Origin of the sequence: Micromonospora sp. NPDC005206 (assembly GCF_040608175.1) — a bacterium.
Lineage (GTDB): Bacteria > Actinomycetota > Actinomycetes > Mycobacteriales > Micromonosporaceae > Micromonospora.
Genome location: NZ_JBEXHU010000007.1, coordinates 162,555 through 182,465, shown reverse-complemented (window position 1 = coordinate 182,465; position 19,911 = coordinate 162,555). Strand labels below are relative to the sequence as shown.

The following is a 19,911-nucleotide window of genomic DNA, read 5'->3' as shown; positions in this document are numbered from 1 at the left end:
CCCGCGATGAACCTGCTCGACGAACTGCGTACCCACCGACTGCTGGCCATCGTCCGCGGCCCCGACCCGGCCGCCGCGCTGTCGGCGGTGCTCACCCTGGCCGAGAGCGGCGTCGCGCTGGTCGAGGTCTCGCTGACCGGGGCCGACGCGCTCGGCACCATCCGGCGGGCCCGAGCCGCCCTCGGGCCGGACTTCGCCCTGGGCGCGGGCACCGTGCTCAGCGCCGAGGACGCCCGCGCGGCGGCCGACGCCGGCGCCGGCTTCCTGGTCACCCCGGCGTTGGCGCCGAGCCTCGCCGAGGGCGGCCGGCTCGGACTGCCGGTGCTGGCCGGCGCGCTCACCCCCAGCGAGGTGGTGCAGGCCAGCAGCGGCGGAGCCACCGCGATCAAGCTCTTCCCGGCGGCCTCGCTGGGCGGGCCCGACTACCTCGGCGCGCTGCGCGACCCGTTCCCCGGCATCGCGTTCGTGCCGGTCGGCGGGGTTGACGCCGACGGCGCGCGGCGCTACCTCGACCGGGGGGCCGTCGCGGTCGGCGTCGGCTCCCCGCTGCTCGGCGACGCCGTCCGCGGCGGCGACCCGGCGGCGCTGCGCGAGCGCGCCGCCGTCTTCCTGGCTGCGGTCCGAGCGTGACCGACCTGCTCACCCTGGGCGAGACGATGGCGGCCTTCCGCGCCACCGGCCCCCTGCGGCTGGGCGGCACCGCCGGGATCTCGGTCGCCGGGTCCGAGTCGACCGTGGCCATCGGCCTGGCCCGGCTCGGCCACCGGGCCGCTTGGGTCGGGGTCACCGGCGCCGACGAGCCCGGCGAGCTGATCCGCCGCACGCTGCGCGCCGAGGGCGTTGACCTGACCTGGTCCCGGGTGGACCCGACGGCCCCCACCGGGCTGATCCTCTTCGAATCCCGGGTCGCCGACATCAACCGGGTCACCTACCACCGCACCGGGTCGGCCGGTTCCCGGCTGCGCCCCGCCGACGTCACCCCCGCCTTCGACCCGACACGGCCACCGCCCCGGCTGCTGCACGTCACCGGCATCACCTGCGCGCTGGGTGCCGAGCCGTACCAGGCCGTCGTGGCGGCCGTGCGGCTCGCCCGCGCGGCGGGCAGCACCGTCTGCCTGGACGTCAACCACCGGCACCGGCTCTGGTCCATCGCCGAGGCCGCCGCCGCGCTACGGCCGCTGCTGCCCTCGATCGACCTGGTGGTCGCCTCCGACGACGAACTGGCCGTGCTGACCGACGCCGCCGACCCGGTCGCGGCGCTCCGGGCGGCCGGCGTGACCGAGGTCGTGGTGAAGCACGGCGCCGACGGGGCCACCAGCCACAGTGCGCTCGGCACCGTGCACCGCCCCGCCCGCGTGGTGCCGGTGGTGGACACCGTCGGCGCCGGCGACGCCTTCGTGGCCGGGCTGCTCTCCGCCTGGCTGGACGGGGCCGACGCACCGGCCCGGCTGGACCGGGCGGTCACCACCGGCGCGTTCGCGGTGGCCACCCGGGGTGACTGGGAGGGCCTGCCCGACCGGGCCGAGCTGGCGCTGCTCGACCACGGGCCCGGCGGCACCGTGCGTTGAGCGCCGGTACGGCCGACCGCCGGAGAAGATTCGTTGGAGGAGCGAGATGGAGCTGACCGAACCGACCGCGTGGAGCACGGACCGGTTGGAGCTGGGCGAGGGGCTGCGCTGGGTGGCCGGCCGCCTGGTCCTGGTCGACCTGCTGGCCGGGCGGCTGCTGGAGACCGACGGCGACCGGCCGGGCCCGCTGCGGGAGCTGCGCCGGCTGGACGTCCCACTGGGCGCGGTCGCCCCGGTGGCCGGCAGCCCCGGCGCCTGGCTCGCCGCCGCCGGCACCGGCGTCGCGCTGCTGCCCGCCACCGGTGACCCCCGGCCGGTCGCCGACCTGGTCGCCGGCGGGCCCGAGCCGGCCCGGATGAACGACGCGGTCGCCGACCCGCACGGCCGGTTCTGGGCGGGCAGCATGACGTACGCCGGGGTGCCTGGTGGGGGCACGTTGTACCGGCTGGCTCCCGGCGCGGCGCCGGTGCCGGCCATCACCGGGTTGACGGTGCCGAACGGTCCGGCCTTCGACGCCGCCGGCACCACCATGTACCTGGCCGACTCGCCGCGCGGCGAAGTCGACCGGTTCAGCGTCGACCCGCACACCGGTGCCCTGCACGGGCGGGAGCCGTTCCTGCGGCTGACCACCTCCGAAGGCGGCCCGGACGGGATGACGGTCGACGCGGCGGGTCACCTCTGGGTCGCGCTGTGGGGCGGCTCGGCGGTACGCCGCTACCGACCGGACGGCACGCTGGACCGGGAGATCCGACTCCCGGCGACCCAGCCGGCCGGCATCTGCCTGGGCGGCCCCGATTTGCGCCGGCTCTTCATCGGCACCGCCCGGTACGGGCTCGCGCCGGCCGGACCACTGGACGGCGCGATGCTCGCGGTCGACGTCCCGGTCCCCGGCCTGCCCACCGCGCTCGCCGCCACGCCGGGCGACGGCTGACTGGAGGCATATCGGACGCCGGGGCGGGAATGACCACCCTCGGTCGGCGTGGGCCCGACCGACCGGCAGGGGGCGAGGCGATGAGATCCGCGCGGCGGGCGTCATGAACGGGCCGGTCGGCGACGAGCCGCTCGGCGAGCTGGAGCTGGTGCACACCTTCACCGGCCCGATGCCGACCGGCGTGAGCGTCTCGCACCGGGGCCGGATCTTCGTCAACTTCCCGAAGTGGGGCGACGAGGTGCCGGCCACCGTCGTCGAGCTGCGCGACGGCCGGGAGGCGCCCTACCCCGACCAGCCGTGGAACGACCCGTCGGGCGACGACGACGCGGGCGCGTTCGTCTCGGTGCAGGGCATCGTGGTGGACCCGGCCGACCGACTCTGGGTGCTGGACACCGGCAGCCCGATGTTCCAGCCGACGAAGCCGGGCGGGCCGAAAATGGTCCGGATCGACCTGGACACCGACCGGGTGGCCCAGGTGATCACGTTCCCGCCGGACGTGGCGCTGCCCACGACGTACCTCAACGACGTCCGCTTCGATCTGCGGCGGGGCGAGTCGGGGGTCGCGTACATCACCGACTCGGCGAGCACCGGGCCGAACGGGATCATCGTGGTGGACCTGGCCAGTGGGGCCTCCTGGCGACGGCTGCACGACCACCCGTCCACCAAAGCGGAGCCGCTGACGACGTTCCGCCCGGTGGTCGAGGGCCGGCCCTTCCTCGAGCGGCCGGCGGACGGGCCGCCGAACCCGGTGGGCATGGGCGCCGACGGCATCGCCATCTCGGCCGACGGCACCCGGCTGCACTACTGCCCACTGGCGTCCCGGCGCTGGTACAGCGTGTCCACCGAGGCCCTGGCCGACCCCGGGGTCACCCAGGAGGCGGTCGCGGCGACCGTGGTCGACGAGGGTGACAAGGGCACCGCGTCGGACGGGCTGGAGACCGACGACGCCGGGCGGCTCTACCTGACCTCGTACGAGCACAACGCGGTGCTGCGCCGGCGGCCGGACGGCGAGTACGAGACCGTGGTCCACGACCCTCGACTGCTCTGGCCGGACACCATGTCGGTGGCCGCCGACGGGTACCTCTACGTGACCGCCAACCAGCTGCATCGGCAACCGCAGTACCAGCGGGGGCAGGACCTGCGGCGCCGGCCGTACGCGCTGTTCCGCACCCGGATCGACGCCGGGCCGGTGCTCCTGCGCCGCTGACCGGGTCAGCCGATCGGCAGCGCCCGGTCCAGCAGGTCGAACAGGGCCACCCAGTGCCGCTCGGTGGCCGGCTCGTCGTACGCGGCGCTGTCCGCCATGGTGTAGCCGTGGTGCGCGCCCGCGTACACCTCGGAGCGGTACCGGACGCCGGCCGCGTCGAGCGCCTTCTCCAGCGTCGCGATCTGCTCGGGCGTCATCGACTGATCCTCGTCGGCGTGCCCGAAGTACACCTCGCCGGTGATCGAACCGACGCCCAGGTGGGGGCTGTCCGGCGCGTCGGTGACAATCCGTCCGCCGTGGAAGCTCGCCGCCGCGGCGATCCGGTCCGGGTGCGCCTCGATGGCCCGCAGCGCGTTCGTGCCGCCCATGCAGTAGCCGGTGACCGCCACGGGGCCGGGCCGCACGTCGTCGCGGGCCGCCAGGAAGTCGAGGTAGGCCGCCGTGTCCCGGCTGATCACGTCGGCGGTCAACCCCCTGACCAGCGGCATGATCTTCTCCAAGATCGCGCCGCGCTGGTCCGCCTCGCCGAGGCGGGACAGGTCGAACAGCGGCGCGCGGCCGGCACGGTGGAACAGATGGGGCGTCAGCACCAGGTAGCCCCGGGCGGCGATCCGCTCCGCCATCTCCACCAGGCGCGGGCGCGGGCCGAAGGCGTCCTGGAAGAGCAGCACCGCCGGGAACGGGCCGTCCCCGTCCGGCCGGGTGAGGCAGGCATCCGCCACCCCGTCGCCGGTCGGGATGTCCACCGTCGTCGTCTGCACCAGGTCCTCCTCGTACGCCCACCGTCGGTCCGTCAGGAACGCTACCCGTCAGGTCAGGTCGCCCCACCGGCAGTCGGCGTGAACAGGACGTCAAGGATTGGCGGTGGCCCGTCAGAACGGCGTATCGACGGGCGGTCCGCCGTCGCCGACTGGTGACGATGGGTCCATGAGCCCTTGGCGGATGACGCGCTGGGAACGGGGACACCTGCCGGCCGGCACCGAGACACCGTCGGCCCGGGACGGCACACCACGTGACGACCGCCCCGGCCCGCTGGCGGAACCTCGCACGACCGGGTCGGACGAGCCCGAACGCCGGCACGAGGCGCTGGTCAGCGTCCGACTCGGCTCGTCCGCGCCCGGCAGTCACCTGGTGGAGTACCTGCGGCACGAGCCGTGCGTGGTCGCCGCGTGGTGGATCGCGGCCGACGTGGACGCCGTGGTGCGGTTCTCCGCCGACAGCATCACCGTGCTGCACCGGGCCGTGGCCGACCTGCGACGTCGCGCCGGGGTGGAGGTCGTGGTGGCGCATTTCATCCTCCGCGCGCTCGACCTGGCCACGCCGGCGGATCCGCGCGTCGTACGCGACGCTCCGGCCTGGGCGGTGCCCGCAGCATGAGCCGCACAGCCATCGCCCCGCGGATCGTGGTGGGCGTCGACCGGTCGTTCGCCGGGATGCAGGCGCTGCGCCGCGCGGTGCAGCTGGCCCGCCGCGACGGCACTCAGCTCGACGCGGTGCGGGCGTGGGTCTTCGCCCCGACGTGGCGGCCCGGCACGCTGACCTGGCGCTGGCAGGACGAGTGCGACCAGGCGGCCCGGGCCTACCTGCGGACCGTCTTCGACACCGCACTGGGCGGCATGCCCCGGGACGTGGCCGTGCGACTGGTGGCGACACAGGGGTACGCCGGGCAGGTGCTGGTCGACCACGCGCACCGGGAGTCCGACCTGCTCGTCGTCGGCAGCCCAGAACGGGGACGGTTGGGCCGGTCGCGCGGGCACGTCACCCGGTACTGCGTGGAACGGGCCGCCGTGCCGGTCATCGCGGTCCCCGCGCCGGCCTGGGCGCGGGCCGCGACGATCCGCCGCTTCGCCCGCGACCTCGAACGTTTCAGCCGATGACCGTCGCCAGAGCGACGGCACGAACGGAAAGGATCGCCCCGACCATGGACGAGGCCCCGATAATCTATGCCGTTCCGGTGCGGGATCTGCCGGGACGGATGGTGCGGACGGTGCGAACCGGCCGGTCACCGCAGGGTCAGCGGGTGGGCATCGCCTTCACCCGGTCCGAGTTGCTGGTCACCGCGATGGGCGCCGATCAAGCGTGGGAGGAGCTCTGCGAGTCGGCGCTGCGCGGCATGCTGCGTCCGCTCGGCATCGACCGGATCCAGGTCGACCCGCTGCTGGTGGCGCCGCCGCTGGACCCGAGCATCGGCGATCGGGCAGCTCCGACCGTGCCGGCCCGGGGACCAGCCACGCTTGTCGGCCCACGCGACATGATCGACCCGGTCCCGGTCGGCACCGGATCGGGCGCCGGTCAGGGGCGGTAGCGGTAGCCCATCCCGGGCTCGGTGATGAGATGCCGGGGCCGGGCCGGGTCGTCCTCCAGCTTGCGCCGCAGCTGGGCCAGGTACTGCCGCAGGTAGTTGGTCTCGTTCTGGTACTCCGGCCCCCACACGTCCTGGAGCAGCTGGCGCTGGCTGACCAGCTTGCCGGGGTGGCGCAGCAGCTTCTCCAGCACACTCCACTGGATGGGGGTCAGCTTCACCTCGGTGCCGTCGTCCCGCCGGACGGCGTGGTCGGCAAGGTCGACGGTGTGTTGGCCGATCCGCAGCGCGGGTACCGCCTCACTTGACGCGCCGAGCCGCCGGGTCACCGCGCGGATGCGGGCCAGCAGCTCCTCCACCCCGAACGGCTTGGTGACGTAGTCGTCCGCGCCGGCGTCGAGCGCCGCGACCTTGTCCTCGCTGCCGGCCCGCCCGGAGAGCACGATGATCGGTACGGCGGTCCAGCCCCGCAGCCCGCGAATCACCTCGACCCCGTCGATGTCGGGCAGCCCGAGGTCGAGCACCACCAGGTCGGGCGGGTGGCTGGCGGCGGACTTCAGCGCGGCCGCCCCGGTGCCGGCGACGTCCACGTCGTACCGGCGGGCGCGCAGGTTGATCCGCAGGGCCCGCAGGATCTGCGGTTCGTCGTCGACGACCAGGATGCGCGTCATTCCTGCGGCCCCTCCGAGCTGGTCTGCGCGGCGGCGGGCAGCCGCAGCACCATGGTGAGCCCACCGCCGGGGGTGGTCTCGGGGCTGATGCTGCCACCCATCGCCTCGGCCAGACCCCGGGACAGGGCAAGCCCGAGGCCGACGCCGGTCTGGTTGTCCCGGTCACCGAGGCGTTGGAACGGCAGGAAGACGTGCTCCCACTGGTCCTCCGGGATGCCCGGCCCACGGTCGATGATCCGCAGTTCCACCTGGCCGGCGTGCGCGCTCGCGGTCACGGTGGGCGGCTGCCCGGGCGGGCTGTACCGCAGCGCGTTCGCGATGACGTTGACCAGCACCCGCTCCAGCAGGCCGGGATCGGCGGTGGCCGCGGGCAGGTCGGCCGGGATGTCGGTCACGACGGCGGCGGCGGGTGGGCCGAGTTCGTCCAGCGCCCGGGGTACGGCGTCCTCCAGGCCAATCGCGCTCGCCGTGATGCCGAGGACACCGGCCTGGAGCCGGCTCATGTCCAGCAGGTTGCCGACCAGCCGGGCGAGCCGGTCCAGCGACTCCTCGGCGGTCTCCAGCAGTTCCGCGCGGTCCTGCTCGTCGAACTCGATGTCGGGGCTGCGCAGGCTGGTCACGGCCGCCTTCGCCGACGCCAGCGGCGTACGCAGGTCGTGGCTCACCGCGGCGAGCAGCGCGGTACGCATCCGGTCCGCCGCGGCCAGCGGCCGGGCGGTGGCCGCCTCCTCGGCCAGCCGTTCCTGGCGCAGCGCTACGGCGGCCTGGGCGGCGAACGCCTCGACGATCCGCCGGTCGGCCGCCTCCAGCCGCCGGCCACTCAACACAACGGTGATCCGCTCGTCCACCGGCACCGCCGTCTCACCGCCGTCCGGCGTGTAGGCCGGCCGCTCGCCGACGCTGGCCACCACGCACCAGGCGCGCTCCTCGCGGGCGCGTTCCGGGCGACCACCGGCCTCCTCGGCCAGCTCCAGCACGCTCACGGCGCGCAGCCCGAAGGTCTGCCGAAGCTGATCCAGCAGCGCGGGCAGCGGGCGTTCGCCGCGCAGCACACCACCGGCGACGGCGGCGAGGGTCTGCGCGTCGGCGGCCGCCCGCGCCGCCTCGCGGGTCCGCCGCGCCGCCACGTCGACGATCCAGCTCACCGCCAGCGCCACGCCGACGAAGACGGCCAGGGCGAGCAGGTTGTCCGCTTCGGCGATGGTCAGCGTGCGGTACGGCGGGGTGAAGAACCAGTTGAGCAGCAGCGAGCCGCCGAGCGCGGCGACCAGGGCCGGCCACAGCCCGCCGACCAGGGCGACCGCCACCACGGCCACCAGGAAGAGCAGGATGTCGTTGGTCAGAGTCAGGTCGGGCAGCGACCTCAGCAGCAGGGTGAGCAGCGGCACGCCGAGCACGGCCAGGGCGAAGCCGAGCAACCGGCGGCGCCGGGACAGCGCCGCCGGCACGGCCCCCGCCCGGCGTCCCCTGCCGGCCTCGGTGTGGGTGACCAGGTGCACGTCGATCGAGCCGGAGAGCGCGGTGGTGGTCACGCCGACGCCCCTGGCGAACAGCTGCGCGAAGCGGCCCCGGCGGCTGGCACCGAGCACCAGCTGGGTGGCGTTCACGCCGCGGGCGAAGTCCAGCAGCGCGGCCGGCACGTCGGTGCCGAGTACCTGGTGGTAGGTGCCGCCGAGGCTCTCCACCAGCACCCGCTGCCGGGCCAGTTGCGCCGGGTCGGCGCCGGCGAGGCCGTCGCTGCGGGCCACGTGCACGGCGAGCAGGTCGGCGCCCTTGCTGCGGGCGGCGACCCGGGCGGCCCGCCGGATCAGCGTCTCGCCCTCCGGGCCGCCGGTCAGCGCCACCACCACGCGTTCCCGGGCCTCCCAGGTGGTTTCGATGCCCTGCTGACTGCGGTACCGGTCGAGTTGCTCGTCGACCTTGTCGGCCAGCCAGAGCAGCGCCAGCTCGCGCAGCGCGGTGAGGTTGCCGACCCGGAAGTAGTTGCCCAGCGCGGCGTCGATCTTGTCGGGGCGGTAGATGTTGCCGTGCGCCATCCGCCGGCGCAGTGCCTCGGGGGTCATGTCGACCAGCTCGACCTGCTCGGCGGCGCGGACAATCTCGTCCGGCAGGGTCTCCCGCTGAACGGTGCCGGTGATCTGGGCGACGACGTCGTTGACCGACTCCAGGTGCTGCACGTTGACCGTGGAGAGCACGTCGATCCCCGCGTCGAGCAGCTCCTGGACGTCCTGCCAGCGCTTGTCGTGCCGGGAGCCGGGCACGTTGGTGTGCGCCAGCTCGTCGACCACCGCGATCTCCGGCCGGCGGGCCAGCACCGCGTCCAGGTCCATCTCGGTGAACTCGGCGCCCCGGTAGTTCATCGTGCGGCGGGGCACCTGTTCCAGGTCGCCGAGCATGGCCGCGGTGCGCTGGCGGCCGTGGGTCTCCACGAAGCCGATCACCACGTCGGTGCCGCGCGCGGCCCGCCGCTGGGCCTCCTCCAACATCGCGTACGTCTTGCCGACGCCGGGGGCGGCCCCGAGATAGATGCGCAGTTCTCCGCGTGGCACGAAACTATCCTCTCCGATTAGAAGGAAGGGCCCCTTCTTAACGCCTGGCGATAAGAAGGGGCCCTTCCCAACGCGGTCAGCGAGCGGGGAACTGCTTGTCGAGCGCGATGTTGAGCTCCAGCACGTTGACGCCCGGTTCGCCCATGAAGCCGAGCGCCCGCCCGGTGGTGTGCTCAGACACCAGCCGGCGGACCGCCTCCGGGTCCGCGCCGCGCTCACGCGCGACCCGGTTCACCTGCAGCTCGGCGTACGCCGGACTGATCTGCGGGTCGAGGCCGCTGGCGCTGGCGGTGACCGCGTCGGCGGGCACCGCCGGGTCGGCGGAAGCGTTGCCACGGATCGGGGTGACCACCCCACCGGCGGCCACGTAGTCCTCGCCGGGCTGGGCCAGCTCCACCTGCACCCCCTGGTACGAGGGGACGAACGGGGTGGTCGGGGCGGTCTGGTTGACGCTGACCACCCGGATGACCGGGCCGGTCAGACCGTCGGCACGGAAGACGGCGAGCACCGCGCCCACCCCTTCGGCGGTGCAGAACGGGCGCCCGCCGTCGACGCCGTTGAGCTCGCCGACCTCCTTGCTGCGCCCGCAGACCTGGGTGAGCAGGCTCTCGCTGGACTCCTCCGGGTCGGTGGCGATGGTGTCGACCACGCTCTCCGGGCCCAGGTTGCTGGCCGAGGTGGCGGTCGGGTCGTAGCCGTCGCCGGCGGCCGACGGGCGGGACTGGAAGTACCGCGGGACGGGGTTGCCGTCGCCGTCGGTGAAGGACTGGCCGATCAGCGAGCTGCCGACCGTCTTGCCTCCGGCGTCGATGAGCGACCCGTCGGCCTTGTGGTTGAGGCCGGGCAGCTGGCCGACCGCGACCAGAGCCAGCGGGTAGACCAGCCCGAGCAGCACCGTGAAGACGAGCAGGGCGCGCAGGGCGGCGAGGTGTTGGGCGAGCCAGGTGGGTAGGCGCATCACGAAATCCCCGGGATGAACTGGATGAGCAGGTCGATGAGCTTGATCCCGATGAACGGCACGATGATGCCGCCCAGTCCGTACAGCAACAGGTTGCGGCTGAGCAGCTTCGACGCGGCGGCCGGCCGGTACCGCACGCCACGCAGGGCGAGCGGGATCAGCGCGATGATCACCAGGGCGTTGAAGATGACCGCGGACAGGATCGCCGACTCCGGGCTGGACAGCCGCATGATGTTCAGCGCGTCCAGGCTCGGGTAGAGGCCGGCGAACATGGCCGGGATGATCGCGAAGTACTTCGCGATGTCGTTGGCGATGCTGAACGTGGTCAGCGCGCCCCGGGTGATCAGCAACTGCTTGCCGATCTCCACGATCTCGATCAGCTTGGTCGGGTCGGAGTCGAGGTCGACCATGTTGCCGGCCTCCTTGGCGGCCGACGTGCCGGTGTTCATCGCCACCCCGACGTCGGCCTGGGCGAGCGCCGGCGCGTCGTTGGTGCCGTCACCGGTCATCGCGACCAGCCGGCCACCCTCCTGCTCCCGCTTGATCAGCGCGAGCTTGTCCTCGGGCGTCGCCTCGGCCAGGAAGTCGTCCACCCCGGCCTCGTCGGCGATCGCCTTCGCGGTGCGCGGGTTGTCGCCGGTGATCATCACGGTCCGGATGCCCATCCGACGCATCTCGTCGAAACGCTCCCGCATACCGGACTTGACGACGTCCTTGAGGTGGATGACGCCCAGCGCGCGGGCGGGCTCGCCGTCGACCTGCTCGGCGACGACCAGCGGAGTGCCGCCGGTGCCGCTGATCGCGTCCACGATCTCGCCGACCTGCTCGGTCGGGTGCCCGCCGTTCTCCCGGACCCACTTCATCACCGCGGCGGCGGCGCCCTTGCGGACCCGACGCGCCGTCCCGACCGCGCCGCCGTCCACGCTGGCGTCCGGCGTCAGGTCGACGCCGCTCATCCGGGTCTGGGCGGTGAACGGTACGAAGGTGGCGTGCGGCATCACGCCGGGCTCGCGCTCGCGCAGCCCGAACTCGTTCTTCGCCAGCACCACCACCGAACGGCCCTCGGGGGTCTCGTCGGCCAGGCTGGACAGTTGCGCGGCGTCGGCCAGCGTTGCGGCCGTCACCCCCTCGACCGGTACGAACTCGGCGGCCTGCCGGTTGCCCAGCGTGATCGTGCCGGTCTTGTCCAGCAGCAGGGTGTTGACGTCGCCGGCCGCCTCGACGGCCCGGCCGCTCATGGCCAGCACGTTGCGCTGCACCAGCCGGTCCATGCCGGCGATGCCGATGGCGGAGAGCAGGGCGCCGATGGTGGTGGGGATCAGGCAGACGAGCAGCGAGATCAGCACCACCCCGGTGACACCGGAGTCGGTGATCGCGCCGCTGTCCGGCGCGGCCGCCTGGTACGCCTTGGAGAAGATGGCCAACGGCTGAAGGGTGACCACGGCCAGCAGGAAGATGATCGTGAGCGCGGCGAGCAGGATGTTCAGCGCGATCTCGTTCGGCGTCTTCTGCCGGTTGGCCCCCTCGACCAGGGCGATCATCCGGTCGATGAAGCTCTCCCCCGGCTTCTGGGTGATTTTCACGACGATCCGGTCGGAGAGCACCCTGGTGCCGCCGGTGACCGCGCTGCGGTCCCCGCCGGACTCCCGGATGACCGGGGCCGACTCGCCGGTGATTGCCGACTCGTCGACGCTGGCGATGCCCTCGACGATGTCGCCGTCACCGGGGATGATGCCGCCCGCCTCGACCAGCACGATGTCGCCCTGGCGCAGTTCCGGCGCGGGCACCGCCTCGTCGGAGTAGGCGTTCGCCCGGGCGCCCGGCGTCCAGTTGATCAGCCGGGTGGCGATGGTGTCCCGCTTGGCCTGCCGCAGCGCGGCGGCCTGGGCCTTGCCCCGGCCCTCGGCGACCGCCTCGGCCAGGTTGGCGAAGAGCACGGTCAGCCAGAGCCAGATGGTGATCGCCCAGGCGAACACCGACGGGTCGGTCACCGCCAGGATGGTGGTGAAGGCCGCGCCGACCTCGACGATCAGCATCACCGGGTTGCGCCACAGCGTGCCCGGGTTGAGTTTGCGCACAGCGTCCGGCAGGGACCGGATCAGCTGCTGGGGGTCGAGCAGACCCCCACCGACCCGGTTGCCCTGGGTCGCCGGGGTGCCGGGCGTCGGTTGCTCGCCGGTCCCGGATGTCACAGGGGTGACGGACATGTCCTCGTTCCTCATGATGGTCACAGCCCCTCAGCCAGCGGGCCGAGCGCGAGTGCGGGAAGGAAGGTCAGCGCGACGAGGACCACGGTGACGCCGACGACCATCCCGATGAACAGCGGTCGGTGGGTCGGCAGGGTGCCCTCGGACGCGGGGGTGGGTGCCTGGCGGGCCAGCGAGCCGGCCAACGCGAGCACGAAGATGAGTGGTAGGAACCGGCCCAGCAGCATGCACAACCCGAGCGCGGTGTCCCACCAGGTGGTGTTGACGGTGATGCCGCCGAACGCGGAGCCGTTGTTGTTGCTGGCCGAGGTGAACGCGTACAGCACCTCGGAGAGGGCGTGCGGGCCGACGTTGAGCGCGGTGGAGTTGTTGCCGGTGGCGAACGCGGCCGCCGTACCGACCAGCACCAGGATCGGCGTGATCAGGAAGTAGAGCGAGGCGAACTTGATCTCCCGTGAGCCGATCTTCTTGCCCAGGTACTCCGGGGTGCGGCCCACCATCAGGCCGGCCACGAAGACGGTGATCACCGCGAGGATGAGCAGGCCGTAGAGACCGGAACCGGTGCCTCCCGGGGCGACCTCGCCGAGCATCATGTTGACCATCGGCACCATGCCGCCGAGCGAGGTGTACGAGTCGTGGAACGAGTTCACCGCACCGGTCGAGGTCAGCGTGGTGGCGGCGGCGAAGGTGGCCGAGTTCGACACGTCGAACCGCACCTCCTTGCCCTCCAGCGCCGCGCCGACCGCCTGCGGCACCGTTCCGTGGCCGGCCAACTCGAAGACGTTGGTGATGGCCACGCTGGCGAGCGCGAGGATGCCCATCACCGCGGCGATGGCGTAGCCCTGCCGGTTCTGCCCGACCATCCGGCCAAAGACCCGGGGCAGGCTGAACGGGATCAGGAGGATCAGGAAGATCTCCAGCCAGTTCGTCCACGAGGTGGGGTTCTCGAACGGGTGGGCGCTGTTGACGTTGTAGAAGCCGCCACCGTTGGTGCCCAGCTCCTTGATCACCTCCTGGCTGGCGACCGGACCACCCGTGATGGTCTGGGTGCCCCCGGTCAGGGTGCTCACGTCGGTGCCGGCGGAGAGGTTCTGCACCGCACCGCCGATCATCAGGAGGATGGCGCCGAGCACCGCGACCGGCAGCAGGATCCGCAGCGTGATCCGGGTCAGGTCGACCCAGAAGTTGCCGAGCTGCCCGGTGCGGCTGCGGGCGAAGCCCCGTACCAACGCCACCGGGACCGCGATGCCGACCGCCGCCGAGACGAAGTTCTGCACCGCCAGGCCGGCCATCTGCACCAGGTGACCCATCGTCGACTCACCCGAGTACGACTGCCAGTTGGTGTTGGTCACGAACGAGACGGCAGTGTTCCAGGCGCCGTGCGGCACCACCGGGTCGAAGCCCAGCGACAGCCACAGGTGGTTCTGCACCCGCTGGAACAGGTAAAGGAAGAGGATCGAGACCGCGGAGAACGCCAGCACGCTGCGGGCGTACACACCCCAGGTCTGCTCGGCGGCCGGGTTGACCCCGACCAGGCGGAAGATCCCCCGCTCGACCCGGGACTGCCGGGTGCTGGAGACCGCCCGGAACATGAAGTCGCCGAACGGCTTGTAGACGGCGACCAGGGCCGCCACCAGCGCCAACACGAAGATGACGCCTGCTGTGGTCATCGTCATCAGAAGCGCTCCGGGAACAACAGGGCGAACACCAGGAACGCGCCCAGGACGATCGCGAGCACCAGGCCCACGGCGTTGACGGCACTCACAGCTTCTCCACCGCCCGCACGACCAGGGCGAGCACTGCGAACAGCGCCACCGTCAGGACCACGAACACCACGTCAGACACGCTGACTCCTCATACCGGAAAGGGTCGTCGCGACCGCCTCCCGGTCGCGCCGGGCAATCAAAGCCCCACCACCTCCCCGACGACAGGGGCAATAACGCGACCATGACGGCGGTGGACTTTTTCTTGACGCGGTTTTCACAACCGCACCCTGAACAGGTGAAATGCGGCACGAATCGCTCAGGTACGGCGGGGTGCGGCAGCGCCCGTGCGCGGACGGAAGGCGAGGAGAGGAGAGGAGAGGAGGCGCGCGCCGGGTCAGGCCGGTCGGCGGGCCACCAGCACGTCGCGCATGATCGACTGGTCCACCCGGTGCCGCAGCGCCAGGTAGGGCTCCGCGTCGACCACGGTCAGGCCGGCGGCGGCCAGCGCCGCCGCCGCGTCGTCCCGGCCTGCGACGTGGGTGTTCCAGGAGATGCCGAGCGCCCCGCCGGGGCGCAGCAGCCGTGCCCAGACCGGTGCGGCGTCCGCGAGCAACGCCAGCGGGTCCCGGGTCAACCCGTGCTCGGCGGTACGGCTGCCGTGCTGGACGCCGTACGGTGCGTCCGCCACGACAAGGTCGAAGGTCTCCGGCCGGAAGAACTCGGCGGCCCTGGTGGTGTCGGCGTTGACCACGTCCAGCAGGTGGAGCTGGCCGGCCTTGTGCTCCTCGCGGGTGGGCGCCAGCTCGATCCGCACCCGGCGACCGACGACCTTGCGCTCCCGTCGCACCGGCCCGGACTCCAGCACCCGATGCTTGATCCGCTTCTGCTTTAGCCAGGTGGTGATGAACGCCCGGTAGGCCTCGACGTCCTTCTGATCGCGCTCCACCCCGGCGGCGTCGAAGCCGTACATCAGCGCCTGGTTGAGGGTGGTGCCGCGACCGCAGAGCGGGTCGAGCACCCGGAACCGCCGGGTGGTCAGCTCACCGGCCCAGTCCGAGGCGAGCAGGGTGACGTTGAGCAGCAGCTTGGTGAACTGCTCGTTGGTCTTGCCCGCGTACTTCTGGATGGTGATCAGGTCGTCGTCGTAGCGGTCCAGCCGGCTCCACTCGATCGGGCGCAGCAGCTCGCCGACGACCTCGAACAGCACGTACCCCGCGGAGAGGTTGCCCAGCATGGCCAGGTCGCGCTCGGTCAACCCGTCGCCGGCGAAGGCGAGGTACGTGGCCCCGCCGACCGTCGTCGTGCCCACGTCGCCGATCCGGCCATCGAGCGCCGACCGGCCGAAGATCTCCAGCTCGGCCCGGGTGAGGTCGATGGCGGAGCGGGCGTACACCCGGTTGGTCGAGGGCAGGATCAGCAGGCCGTAGCGCGTCATGGTCCGGCGAGTATTCCACAGGCAGCCAGGGTGCCCGGGAACTGGAGCGGGGGCCGGACCGACTACCCGTACATGGGGTGTGAGCAGTGGCGGGAGGTCCTGTCGGCGCAGTTGGACGGCGAGGAGACCGCCGCGGAACGGTCGGCGGCACAGCGGCACCTCGACGGGTGCGCCGAGTGCCGGGTCTGGTTGACGGCTGCGGCGGCGTTGACCCGTCGGGTCCGTACCCGTCTGGTCACCCAAGCGCCCGACCGGACCGACGCGATCCTGGCCGTCGCGGTGCCACCGGCGCGACGGTCGCGGTGGCGACCCGGCGCGGCCTGGCGCGGCCGGCTGGTCGCCGGGCTGCGGGCGGCGCTCGGGCTGCTCGGCGCGGTGCAGCTGGTGCTCGGCCTGGCCCAGGTGGGCCGTGGTGCGGCCGCCGACCACCTGCACCCGACCGGCCAGCACCTGTGGCACGAGTCGGCCGCCTGGAACGTGGCGGTGGGCGCCGGCTTCCTCTTCGTGGCGGTACGCCGGAGCCCACCGGCCGGCCTGGTGCCGATGCTCAGCGCGTTCGTCGGCACGCTGCTGCTGCTCTCGGTCAACGACCTGGCCACCGGCACGGTGGGTGCGCAGCGGCTGGTCAGCCACGGTTTCCTGGTGGGCGGTTACCTGATCACCGTGCTGCTGTCCCGGCCCGGACTGCGACCCGGAGGCCCCGCGCCGCAGCGGCAGCCGGCGCCGTCACGTTGGCGGTTCCGGGCGGACGAGGTCGACCGGCCGCTGCGGGTGGTCCGCTCGGAGTCCTACCCGGCGCAGGCCGCCGACCGCCACGCCACCCCGGCCGCACGAGCTGGTCAGGCCGGTGACCGTCGCGCAGCCTGAGCGCCGGAGGCGCGGGCCGGTCAGCTCGCGCCGGCCTGGCCGCTGCCGCCCACGATGACCTCCGGGATGACCTGCTCGACGATGGTCAGCAGCGTGATGGTGAGCAGCACGTGCACCTGGGCTCGGGTCAGCGCGCCGCGCTGGAGCCATTCCCGCGCGGTCGAGGTGGCCAGCCCGCCGTAGGCCCGAACCATCCCGCGCAACTCCTCGCGGTGCTCCGCCTCGTGGGCCAGGCCGACGGCGACCAGGATCCGGTCCGCGGCGACCTCCTCGGCCTCGGCGAGCACCCGCTCCACGTCGGCGTCGCCGCCCATCCCCCGGGCGGTCACGGCGGCCAGCCAGGAGGTGCTGTGCCGGGAGACCACGTCGAGGAACCAGGAGACGCTGGCGTCGACCCGGGACCGCAGGTCCCCCTTGGGCAGCCGCTCCAGGGCCACCTCGGGGATGGTCACCATGACCCGGACGACCTCCAGGTAGAGCTCTTTCTTGGTGCCGAAGTAGTGGTTGACCAGGCCGCGCGCGACACCGGCCTCCCGGGCGATGTCGGTGGTCGACACATCCGGGTACGCGCGCTCACCGAACAGCCGGACCGCGCAGGCCAGGATCTGCCCGCGCCGGGCGTCCGGCTCCAACCGGCGGCGGCGCGGAGCCGTCTCGACACTCATCTGCCCGACCCTATCGGCGGCTCACTGTTCCGGCCTAGGTTCGGGCTCACGCGGAGGGCACAGGTGGGGGCACGTCCTCCACACGCAGAGTCAGCGCCGCCAGTGGACCGGCGTCCTCACGGTGGGTCGCCTCTGCGCCGGGGGCCCCTGGCCTCCGTCTTCCCTTTGCTCTGCTTCACTCCACGCAACACAGGCTGTGAGCAGCAGGTACGCCCCGGTCGCCGTGCGACCGCGCGATTGCCAGAATGAGCGCACGGTAACTGTTGCGCCCGTTGAAGCAGAGCAAAGGGTGCAGGGTGGGAGCGCCCAGCTCAGGGGCTCATCACGTTGGGTCACGGGACATGGGGGCGCCGAGTAGTGCCGCAACCGCCCGCCGCCGGCCCTCGTCGAGGCATCGGCAGTCGTGGCGTCCGCCCGATGATCGAGAGTTATTGACATGCCGTCAACAGGGCGCGAGGGTGTTGCACATGCCGACGCTCGCATCCGACGGTTCCTCCTCACCCTGGCGTGAGGCGGAGCACGACGACCTGGCCGATCTCGCCCGCACCTTCTTCACCAAGGAGGTGCTGCCGCACGCCGAACGCCTGCTGGCGCAGGGCCATCCGGACCGCGAGCACTACCGGCGCGCCGGCGAGCTGGGGCTGCTCGGCCTGTCCGTCCCGGAGGAGTACGGCGGCGGGGGCGGCGACTTCACCCACGAGGCGGTCATGCTGCACGAGCAGGCGTACACCGGGGAGAGCAGCCTCGGGCTGGCCGTCCACAGTGGAATTGTCACCGGCTACCTGGCGGCGTACGGCAGCGAGGAGCAGAAGCGGCGCTGGCTGCCCGGCCTGTGCCGCGGCGACCTGATCGGCGCGATCGCGATGACCGAGCCGGACGGCGGCTCCGACCTCCAGGCGATGCGTACCCGGGCCGTCCGCGACGGCGACGACTACGTGGTCACCGGGGCGAAGACGTTCATCACCAACGGCGGCCTGGCCGACCTGATCATCGTGGCCGTGAAGACCGACCCCGAGCAGCGGGCCGCCGGTGTCTCGCTACTGGTCTTCGAGGTCGGTGGCGACCCGGCGGGCTTCCGCCGGGGTCGGCTGCTCTCCAAGATCGGGCTGCACGCCAACGACACCGCCGAGCTGTTCTTCGACGAGTTCCGGGTGCCGGCGGCCAACCTGCTCGGCGGCGCCGAAGGGCTGGGCTTCATCCAGCTCATGCAGCAGCTCCCGCAGGAGCGACTGGTGATCGGCGTCGGCGCGGTCGCCGCGATGGAGCGTGCGATTGAGCTGACCGTCGCGTACACGAAGGAGCGGGCCGCCTTCGGCAAGCCGCTGATGGGCCATCAGAACACCCGGATGGTGCTCGCCGAGTGCGCCACCCGCACCCGGGTCAGCCGGGTCTTCCTGGACGACTGCATCGTCCGGCACACCCGCGGCGAGTTGGACGTGGCCACGGCCGCGATGGCGAAGTTCTGGCTGACCGACGGCCAGTGCGAGGTCATCGACCGGTGCCTGCAACTCTTCGGCGGCTACGGCTACACCACGGAATACCCGATCGCCCGGATGTACGCCGACGCCCGCGTTCAGAAGATCTACGGCGGCACCAACGAGATCATGAAGGAGTTGATCGCCCGTGCCCTCTGAGGCGTACGTCTATGACGCGGTCCGCACCCCGCGCGGACGCGGCCGGGACACCGGCGCGCTGCACGGGGTCAAGCCGATCTCCCTGGTGGTCGGCCTGATCGACGCGCTGCGCGAGCGGAACCCCGGCCTGGACGTCGACCGGCTGGAGGACCTGCTGCTCGGCATCGTCACCCCGATCGGCGAGCAGGGCGGCGATCTCGCCCGGGCCGCGGCGCTCCTGGCCGGGCTGCCCGACCAGGTCGGCGGGGTGCAGCTCAACCGGTTCTGTGCCTCCGGGCTGGAGGCGGTCAACTCTGCCGCGGCGCGGATCCGCTCCGGCTGGGAGCATCTGCTGCTCGCCGGCGGGGTCGAGTCGATGTCCCGGGTGCCGATGGGCTCCGACGGCGCGGCCTGGGCCACCGACCCGCAGACCGCGCTGGCCACCTCGTTCGTGCCGCAGGGCGTCAGCGCCGACCTGATCGCCACCCTGGAGGGCTTCACCCGCGACGACGTGGACGGCTACGCGCTGCGTTCGCAGGAGCGGGCCGCCAAGGCGTGGGCAGGTGGCCACTTCGCCCGCTCGGTGGTGCCGGTCCGCGACGGCAACGGGCTGGACATCCTCACCGTGGACGAGCACCCCCGCCCGGAGACCACCCGGGAGGCGCTGGCCCGGCTCACCCCGTCCTTCGCCACCATGGGCGAGGCGGCCGGCTTCGACGCGGTCGCGTTGCAGAAGTTCCACTGGCTGGAGGCGATCGAGCACGTCCACCACGCCGGCAACTCCTCCGGCATCGTGGACGGCGCGGCGCTGGCCCTGATCGGCTCGGCGAAGGTCGGCCGGGACCTCGGCCTCACCCCGCGCGCCCGCATCGTCGGCGCGGCGGTCAGCGGCGCCGACCCGACGCTGATGCTGACCGGCCCGATCCCGGCCACCCACAAGGCGCTCGCCGCCGCCGGGCTGACCGTCGCCGACATCGACCTGTTCGAGATCAACGAGGCGTTCGCGGCGGTGGTGCTCAAGTACGTCCGCGACCTGGGCCTGGACCCGGACCGGGTGAACGTCAACGGCGGCGCGATCGCACTCGGCCACCCACTCGGCGCGACCGGAGCGATGCTGCTCGGCACCGCGTTGGACGAGTTGGAGCGCCGCGACCTGCGCCGCGCCGTGGTGACCCTCTGCATCGGCGGCGGCATGGGCGTCGCCACCGTCATCGAGCGCTGCTGACCCGGAG

General features: G+C 72.7%; 19 protein-coding genes. 10 read left to right on the top strand and 9 right to left on the bottom strand.

Annotated features, from left to right (window positions below; genetic code table 11):
- The first annotated feature begins 6 nt into the window (after positions 1 to 6).
- The 4 genes from ABZU69_RS12640 to ABZU69_RS12625 all read left to right on the top strand — a co-directional run bounded on the left by ABZU69_RS12640 (position 7) and on the right by ABZU69_RS12625 (position 3,706).
- Entirely contained in the window at positions 7 to 630 is a 624-nt protein-coding gene (locus ABZU69_RS12640) for an aldolase (protein WP_354964488.1), read from the top strand.
- A complete protein-coding gene (locus ABZU69_RS12635) occupies positions 627 to 1,568 on the top strand; it encodes a sugar kinase (RefSeq protein WP_354964487.1) in 942 nt (313 codons plus the stop codon). The genes ABZU69_RS12640 and ABZU69_RS12635 overlap by 4 nt, the downstream gene beginning before the upstream one ends.
- 46 nt (positions 1,569 to 1,614) lie before the next feature.
- Positions 1,615 to 2,499, top strand: coding sequence for an SMP-30/gluconolactonase/LRE family protein (locus tag ABZU69_RS12630; RefSeq protein ID WP_354964486.1), 885 nt, complete (start codon positions 1,615 to 1,617; stop codon positions 2,497 to 2,499).
- 103 nt (positions 2,500 to 2,602) lie between these two features.
- On the top strand, positions 2,603 to 3,706 hold the full coding sequence (locus ABZU69_RS12625) for an L-dopachrome tautomerase-related protein (protein WP_354964485.1): 1,104 nt from the start codon (positions 2,603 to 2,605) through the stop codon (positions 3,704 to 3,706).
- A 5-nt stretch (positions 3,707 to 3,711) separates the two neighbouring features.
- Here the strand turns inward: ABZU69_RS12625 and ABZU69_RS12620 are convergent, their stop codons facing one another.
- The gene (locus ABZU69_RS12620; protein WP_354964484.1) at positions 3,712 to 4,467 is read right to left on the bottom strand and encodes a dienelactone hydrolase family protein; all 756 of its coding nucleotides are present in this window, start codon (positions 4,465 to 4,467) and stop codon (positions 3,712 to 3,714) included.
- A gap of 166 nt (positions 4,468 to 4,633) precedes the next feature.
- On the opposite strand from ABZU69_RS12620, the gene ABZU69_RS12615 reads away from it, so the two are divergent.
- The 3 genes from ABZU69_RS12615 to ABZU69_RS12605 are packed head-to-tail and all read left to right on the top strand — an operon-like array spanning position 4,634 to position 6,011.
- The gene (locus ABZU69_RS12615; RefSeq protein WP_354964483.1) at positions 4,634 to 5,083 is read left to right on the top strand and encodes a hypothetical protein; all 450 of its coding nucleotides are present in this window, start codon (positions 4,634 to 4,636) and stop codon (positions 5,081 to 5,083) included.
- Positions 5,080 to 5,583, top strand: coding sequence for a universal stress protein (locus ABZU69_RS12610; RefSeq protein ID WP_354964482.1), 504 nt, complete (start codon positions 5,080 to 5,082; stop codon positions 5,581 to 5,583). Before ABZU69_RS12615 ends, ABZU69_RS12610 begins: the two co-directional genes overlap by 4 nt.
- A 44-nt stretch (positions 5,584 to 5,627) precedes the next feature.
- Positions 5,628 to 6,011, top strand: a complete 384-nt coding sequence (locus tag ABZU69_RS12605; RefSeq protein ID WP_354964481.1) for an SAV_915 family protein — start codon at positions 5,628 to 5,630, stop codon at positions 6,009 to 6,011.
- On the opposite strand, the gene ABZU69_RS12600 is transcribed toward ABZU69_RS12605, so the two are convergent.
- The 7 genes from ABZU69_RS12600 to ABZU69_RS12570 form a co-directional block, all read right to left on the bottom strand.
- Entirely contained in the window at positions 5,999 to 6,679 is a 681-nt protein-coding gene (locus ABZU69_RS12600; RefSeq protein ID WP_354964480.1) for a response regulator, read from the bottom strand. The two genes, ABZU69_RS12605 and ABZU69_RS12600, sit on opposite strands and share 13 nt — an antisense overlap.
- Positions 6,676 to 9,228, bottom strand: a complete 2,553-nt coding sequence (locus tag ABZU69_RS12595; RefSeq protein ID WP_354964479.1) for a DUF4118 domain-containing protein — start codon at positions 9,226 to 9,228, stop codon at positions 6,676 to 6,678. Before ABZU69_RS12595 ends, ABZU69_RS12600 begins: the two co-directional genes overlap by 4 nt.
- Positions 9,229 to 9,304: 76 nt before the next feature.
- Positions 9,305 to 10,186, bottom strand: coding sequence for a potassium-transporting ATPase subunit C (locus tag ABZU69_RS12590; protein ID WP_354964478.1), 882 nt, complete (start codon positions 10,184 to 10,186; stop codon positions 9,305 to 9,307).
- Positions 10,186 to 12,393, bottom strand: coding sequence for a potassium-transporting ATPase subunit KdpB (gene kdpB, locus ABZU69_RS12585; protein ID WP_354964477.1), 2,208 nt, complete (start codon positions 12,391 to 12,393; stop codon positions 10,186 to 10,188). The genes ABZU69_RS12590 and kdpB overlap by 1 nt, the downstream gene beginning before the upstream one ends.
- A 20-nt stretch (positions 12,394 to 12,413) precedes the next feature.
- Positions 12,414 to 14,069 (bottom strand): potassium-transporting ATPase subunit KdpA, encoded by a 1,656-nt coding sequence (gene kdpA / locus ABZU69_RS12580; protein ID WP_354964476.1) that lies wholly within the window; start codon positions 14,067 to 14,069, stop codon positions 12,414 to 12,416.
- Positions 14,069 to 14,158 carry a K(+)-transporting ATPase subunit F gene (kdpF, locus tag ABZU69_RS12575; RefSeq protein ID WP_089017935.1) on the bottom strand — a complete coding sequence of 30 codons (90 nt, stop codon included), beginning with the start codon at positions 14,156 to 14,158 and terminating at the stop codon, positions 14,069 to 14,071. Before kdpF ends, kdpA begins: the two co-directional genes overlap by 1 nt.
- 335 nt (positions 14,159 to 14,493) lie before the next feature.
- The gene (locus ABZU69_RS12570) at positions 14,494 to 15,534 is read right to left on the bottom strand and encodes an SAM-dependent methyltransferase (protein ID WP_354964475.1); all 1,041 of its coding nucleotides are present in this window, start codon (positions 15,532 to 15,534) and stop codon (positions 14,494 to 14,496) included.
- A 72-nt stretch (positions 15,535 to 15,606) separates the two neighbouring features.
- Here ABZU69_RS12570 and ABZU69_RS12565 point away from each other — a divergent pair, with 72 nt between their 5' ends.
- Positions 15,607 to 16,401, top strand: a complete 795-nt coding sequence (locus ABZU69_RS12565; protein ID WP_354964634.1) for a zf-HC2 domain-containing protein — start codon at positions 15,607 to 15,609, stop codon at positions 16,399 to 16,401.
- A gap of 20 nt (positions 16,402 to 16,421) precedes the next feature.
- Here ABZU69_RS12565 and ABZU69_RS12560 read toward each other — a convergent pair whose 3' ends face one another.
- A complete protein-coding gene (locus tag ABZU69_RS12560) occupies positions 16,422 to 17,066 on the bottom strand; it encodes a TetR/AcrR family transcriptional regulator (RefSeq protein WP_354964474.1) in 645 nt (214 codons plus the stop codon).
- 467 nt (positions 17,067 to 17,533) lie between these two features.
- On the opposite strand from ABZU69_RS12560, the gene ABZU69_RS12555 reads away from it, so the two are divergent.
- Together ABZU69_RS12555 and ABZU69_RS12550 are read left to right on the top strand one after the other, a co-directional pair.
- A complete protein-coding gene (locus tag ABZU69_RS12555; RefSeq protein WP_354964473.1) occupies positions 17,534 to 18,700 on the top strand; it encodes an acyl-CoA dehydrogenase family protein in 1,167 nt (388 codons plus the stop codon).
- Positions 18,690 to 19,904, top strand: a complete 1,215-nt coding sequence (locus tag ABZU69_RS12550; protein ID WP_354964472.1) for an acetyl-CoA C-acetyltransferase — start codon at positions 18,690 to 18,692, stop codon at positions 19,902 to 19,904. Before ABZU69_RS12555 ends, ABZU69_RS12550 begins: the two co-directional genes overlap by 11 nt.
- Positions 19,905 to 19,911: the final 7 nt, after the last annotated feature.

Bases quoted from the DNA above. Each gene is read 5' to 3' on its own strand.
- ABZU69_RS12555 (WP_354964473.1), top strand. From the start codon at position 17,534: ATGCCGACGCTCGCATCCGACGGTTCCTCCTCACCCTGGCGTGAGGCG.
- ABZU69_RS12640 (WP_354964488.1), top strand. From the start codon at position 7: ATGAACCTGCTCGACGAACTGCGTACCCACCGACTGCTGGCCATCGTC.
- ABZU69_RS12605 (WP_354964481.1), top strand. From the start codon at position 5,628: ATGGACGAGGCCCCGATAATCTATGCCGTTCCGGTGCGGGATCTGCCG.
- ABZU69_RS12570 (WP_354964475.1), bottom strand. From the start codon at position 15,534: ATGACGCGCTACGGCCTGCTGATCCTGCCCTCGACCAACCGGGTGTAC.
- ABZU69_RS12590 (WP_354964478.1), bottom strand. From the start codon at position 10,186: ATGCGCCTACCCACCTGGCTCGCCCAACACCTCGCCGCCCTGCGCGCC.
- kdpB (WP_354964477.1), bottom strand. From the start codon at position 12,393: ATGTCCGTCACCCCTGTGACATCCGGGACCGGCGAGCAACCGACGCCC.
- ABZU69_RS12600 (WP_354964480.1), bottom strand. From the start codon at position 6,679: ATGACGCGCATCCTGGTCGTCGACGACGAACCGCAGATCCTGCGGGCC.
- ABZU69_RS12625 (WP_354964485.1), top strand. From the start codon at position 2,603: ATGAACGGGCCGGTCGGCGACGAGCCGCTCGGCGAGCTGGAGCTGGTG.
- ABZU69_RS12610 (WP_354964482.1), top strand. From the start codon at position 5,080: ATGAGCCGCACAGCCATCGCCCCGCGGATCGTGGTGGGCGTCGACCGG.
- ABZU69_RS12615 (WP_354964483.1), top strand. From the start codon at position 4,634: ATGAGCCCTTGGCGGATGACGCGCTGGGAACGGGGACACCTGCCGGCC.
- ABZU69_RS12565 (WP_354964634.1), top strand. From the start codon at position 15,607: ATGGGGTGTGAGCAGTGGCGGGAGGTCCTGTCGGCGCAGTTGGACGGC.
- ABZU69_RS12630 (WP_354964486.1), top strand. From the start codon at position 1,615: ATGGAGCTGACCGAACCGACCGCGTGGAGCACGGACCGGTTGGAGCTG.
- ABZU69_RS12560 (WP_354964474.1), bottom strand. From the start codon at position 17,066: ATGAGTGTCGAGACGGCTCCGCGCCGCCGCCGGTTGGAGCCGGACGCC.
- kdpA (WP_354964476.1), bottom strand. From the start codon at position 14,069: ATGACGATGACCACAGCAGGCGTCATCTTCGTGTTGGCGCTGGTGGCG.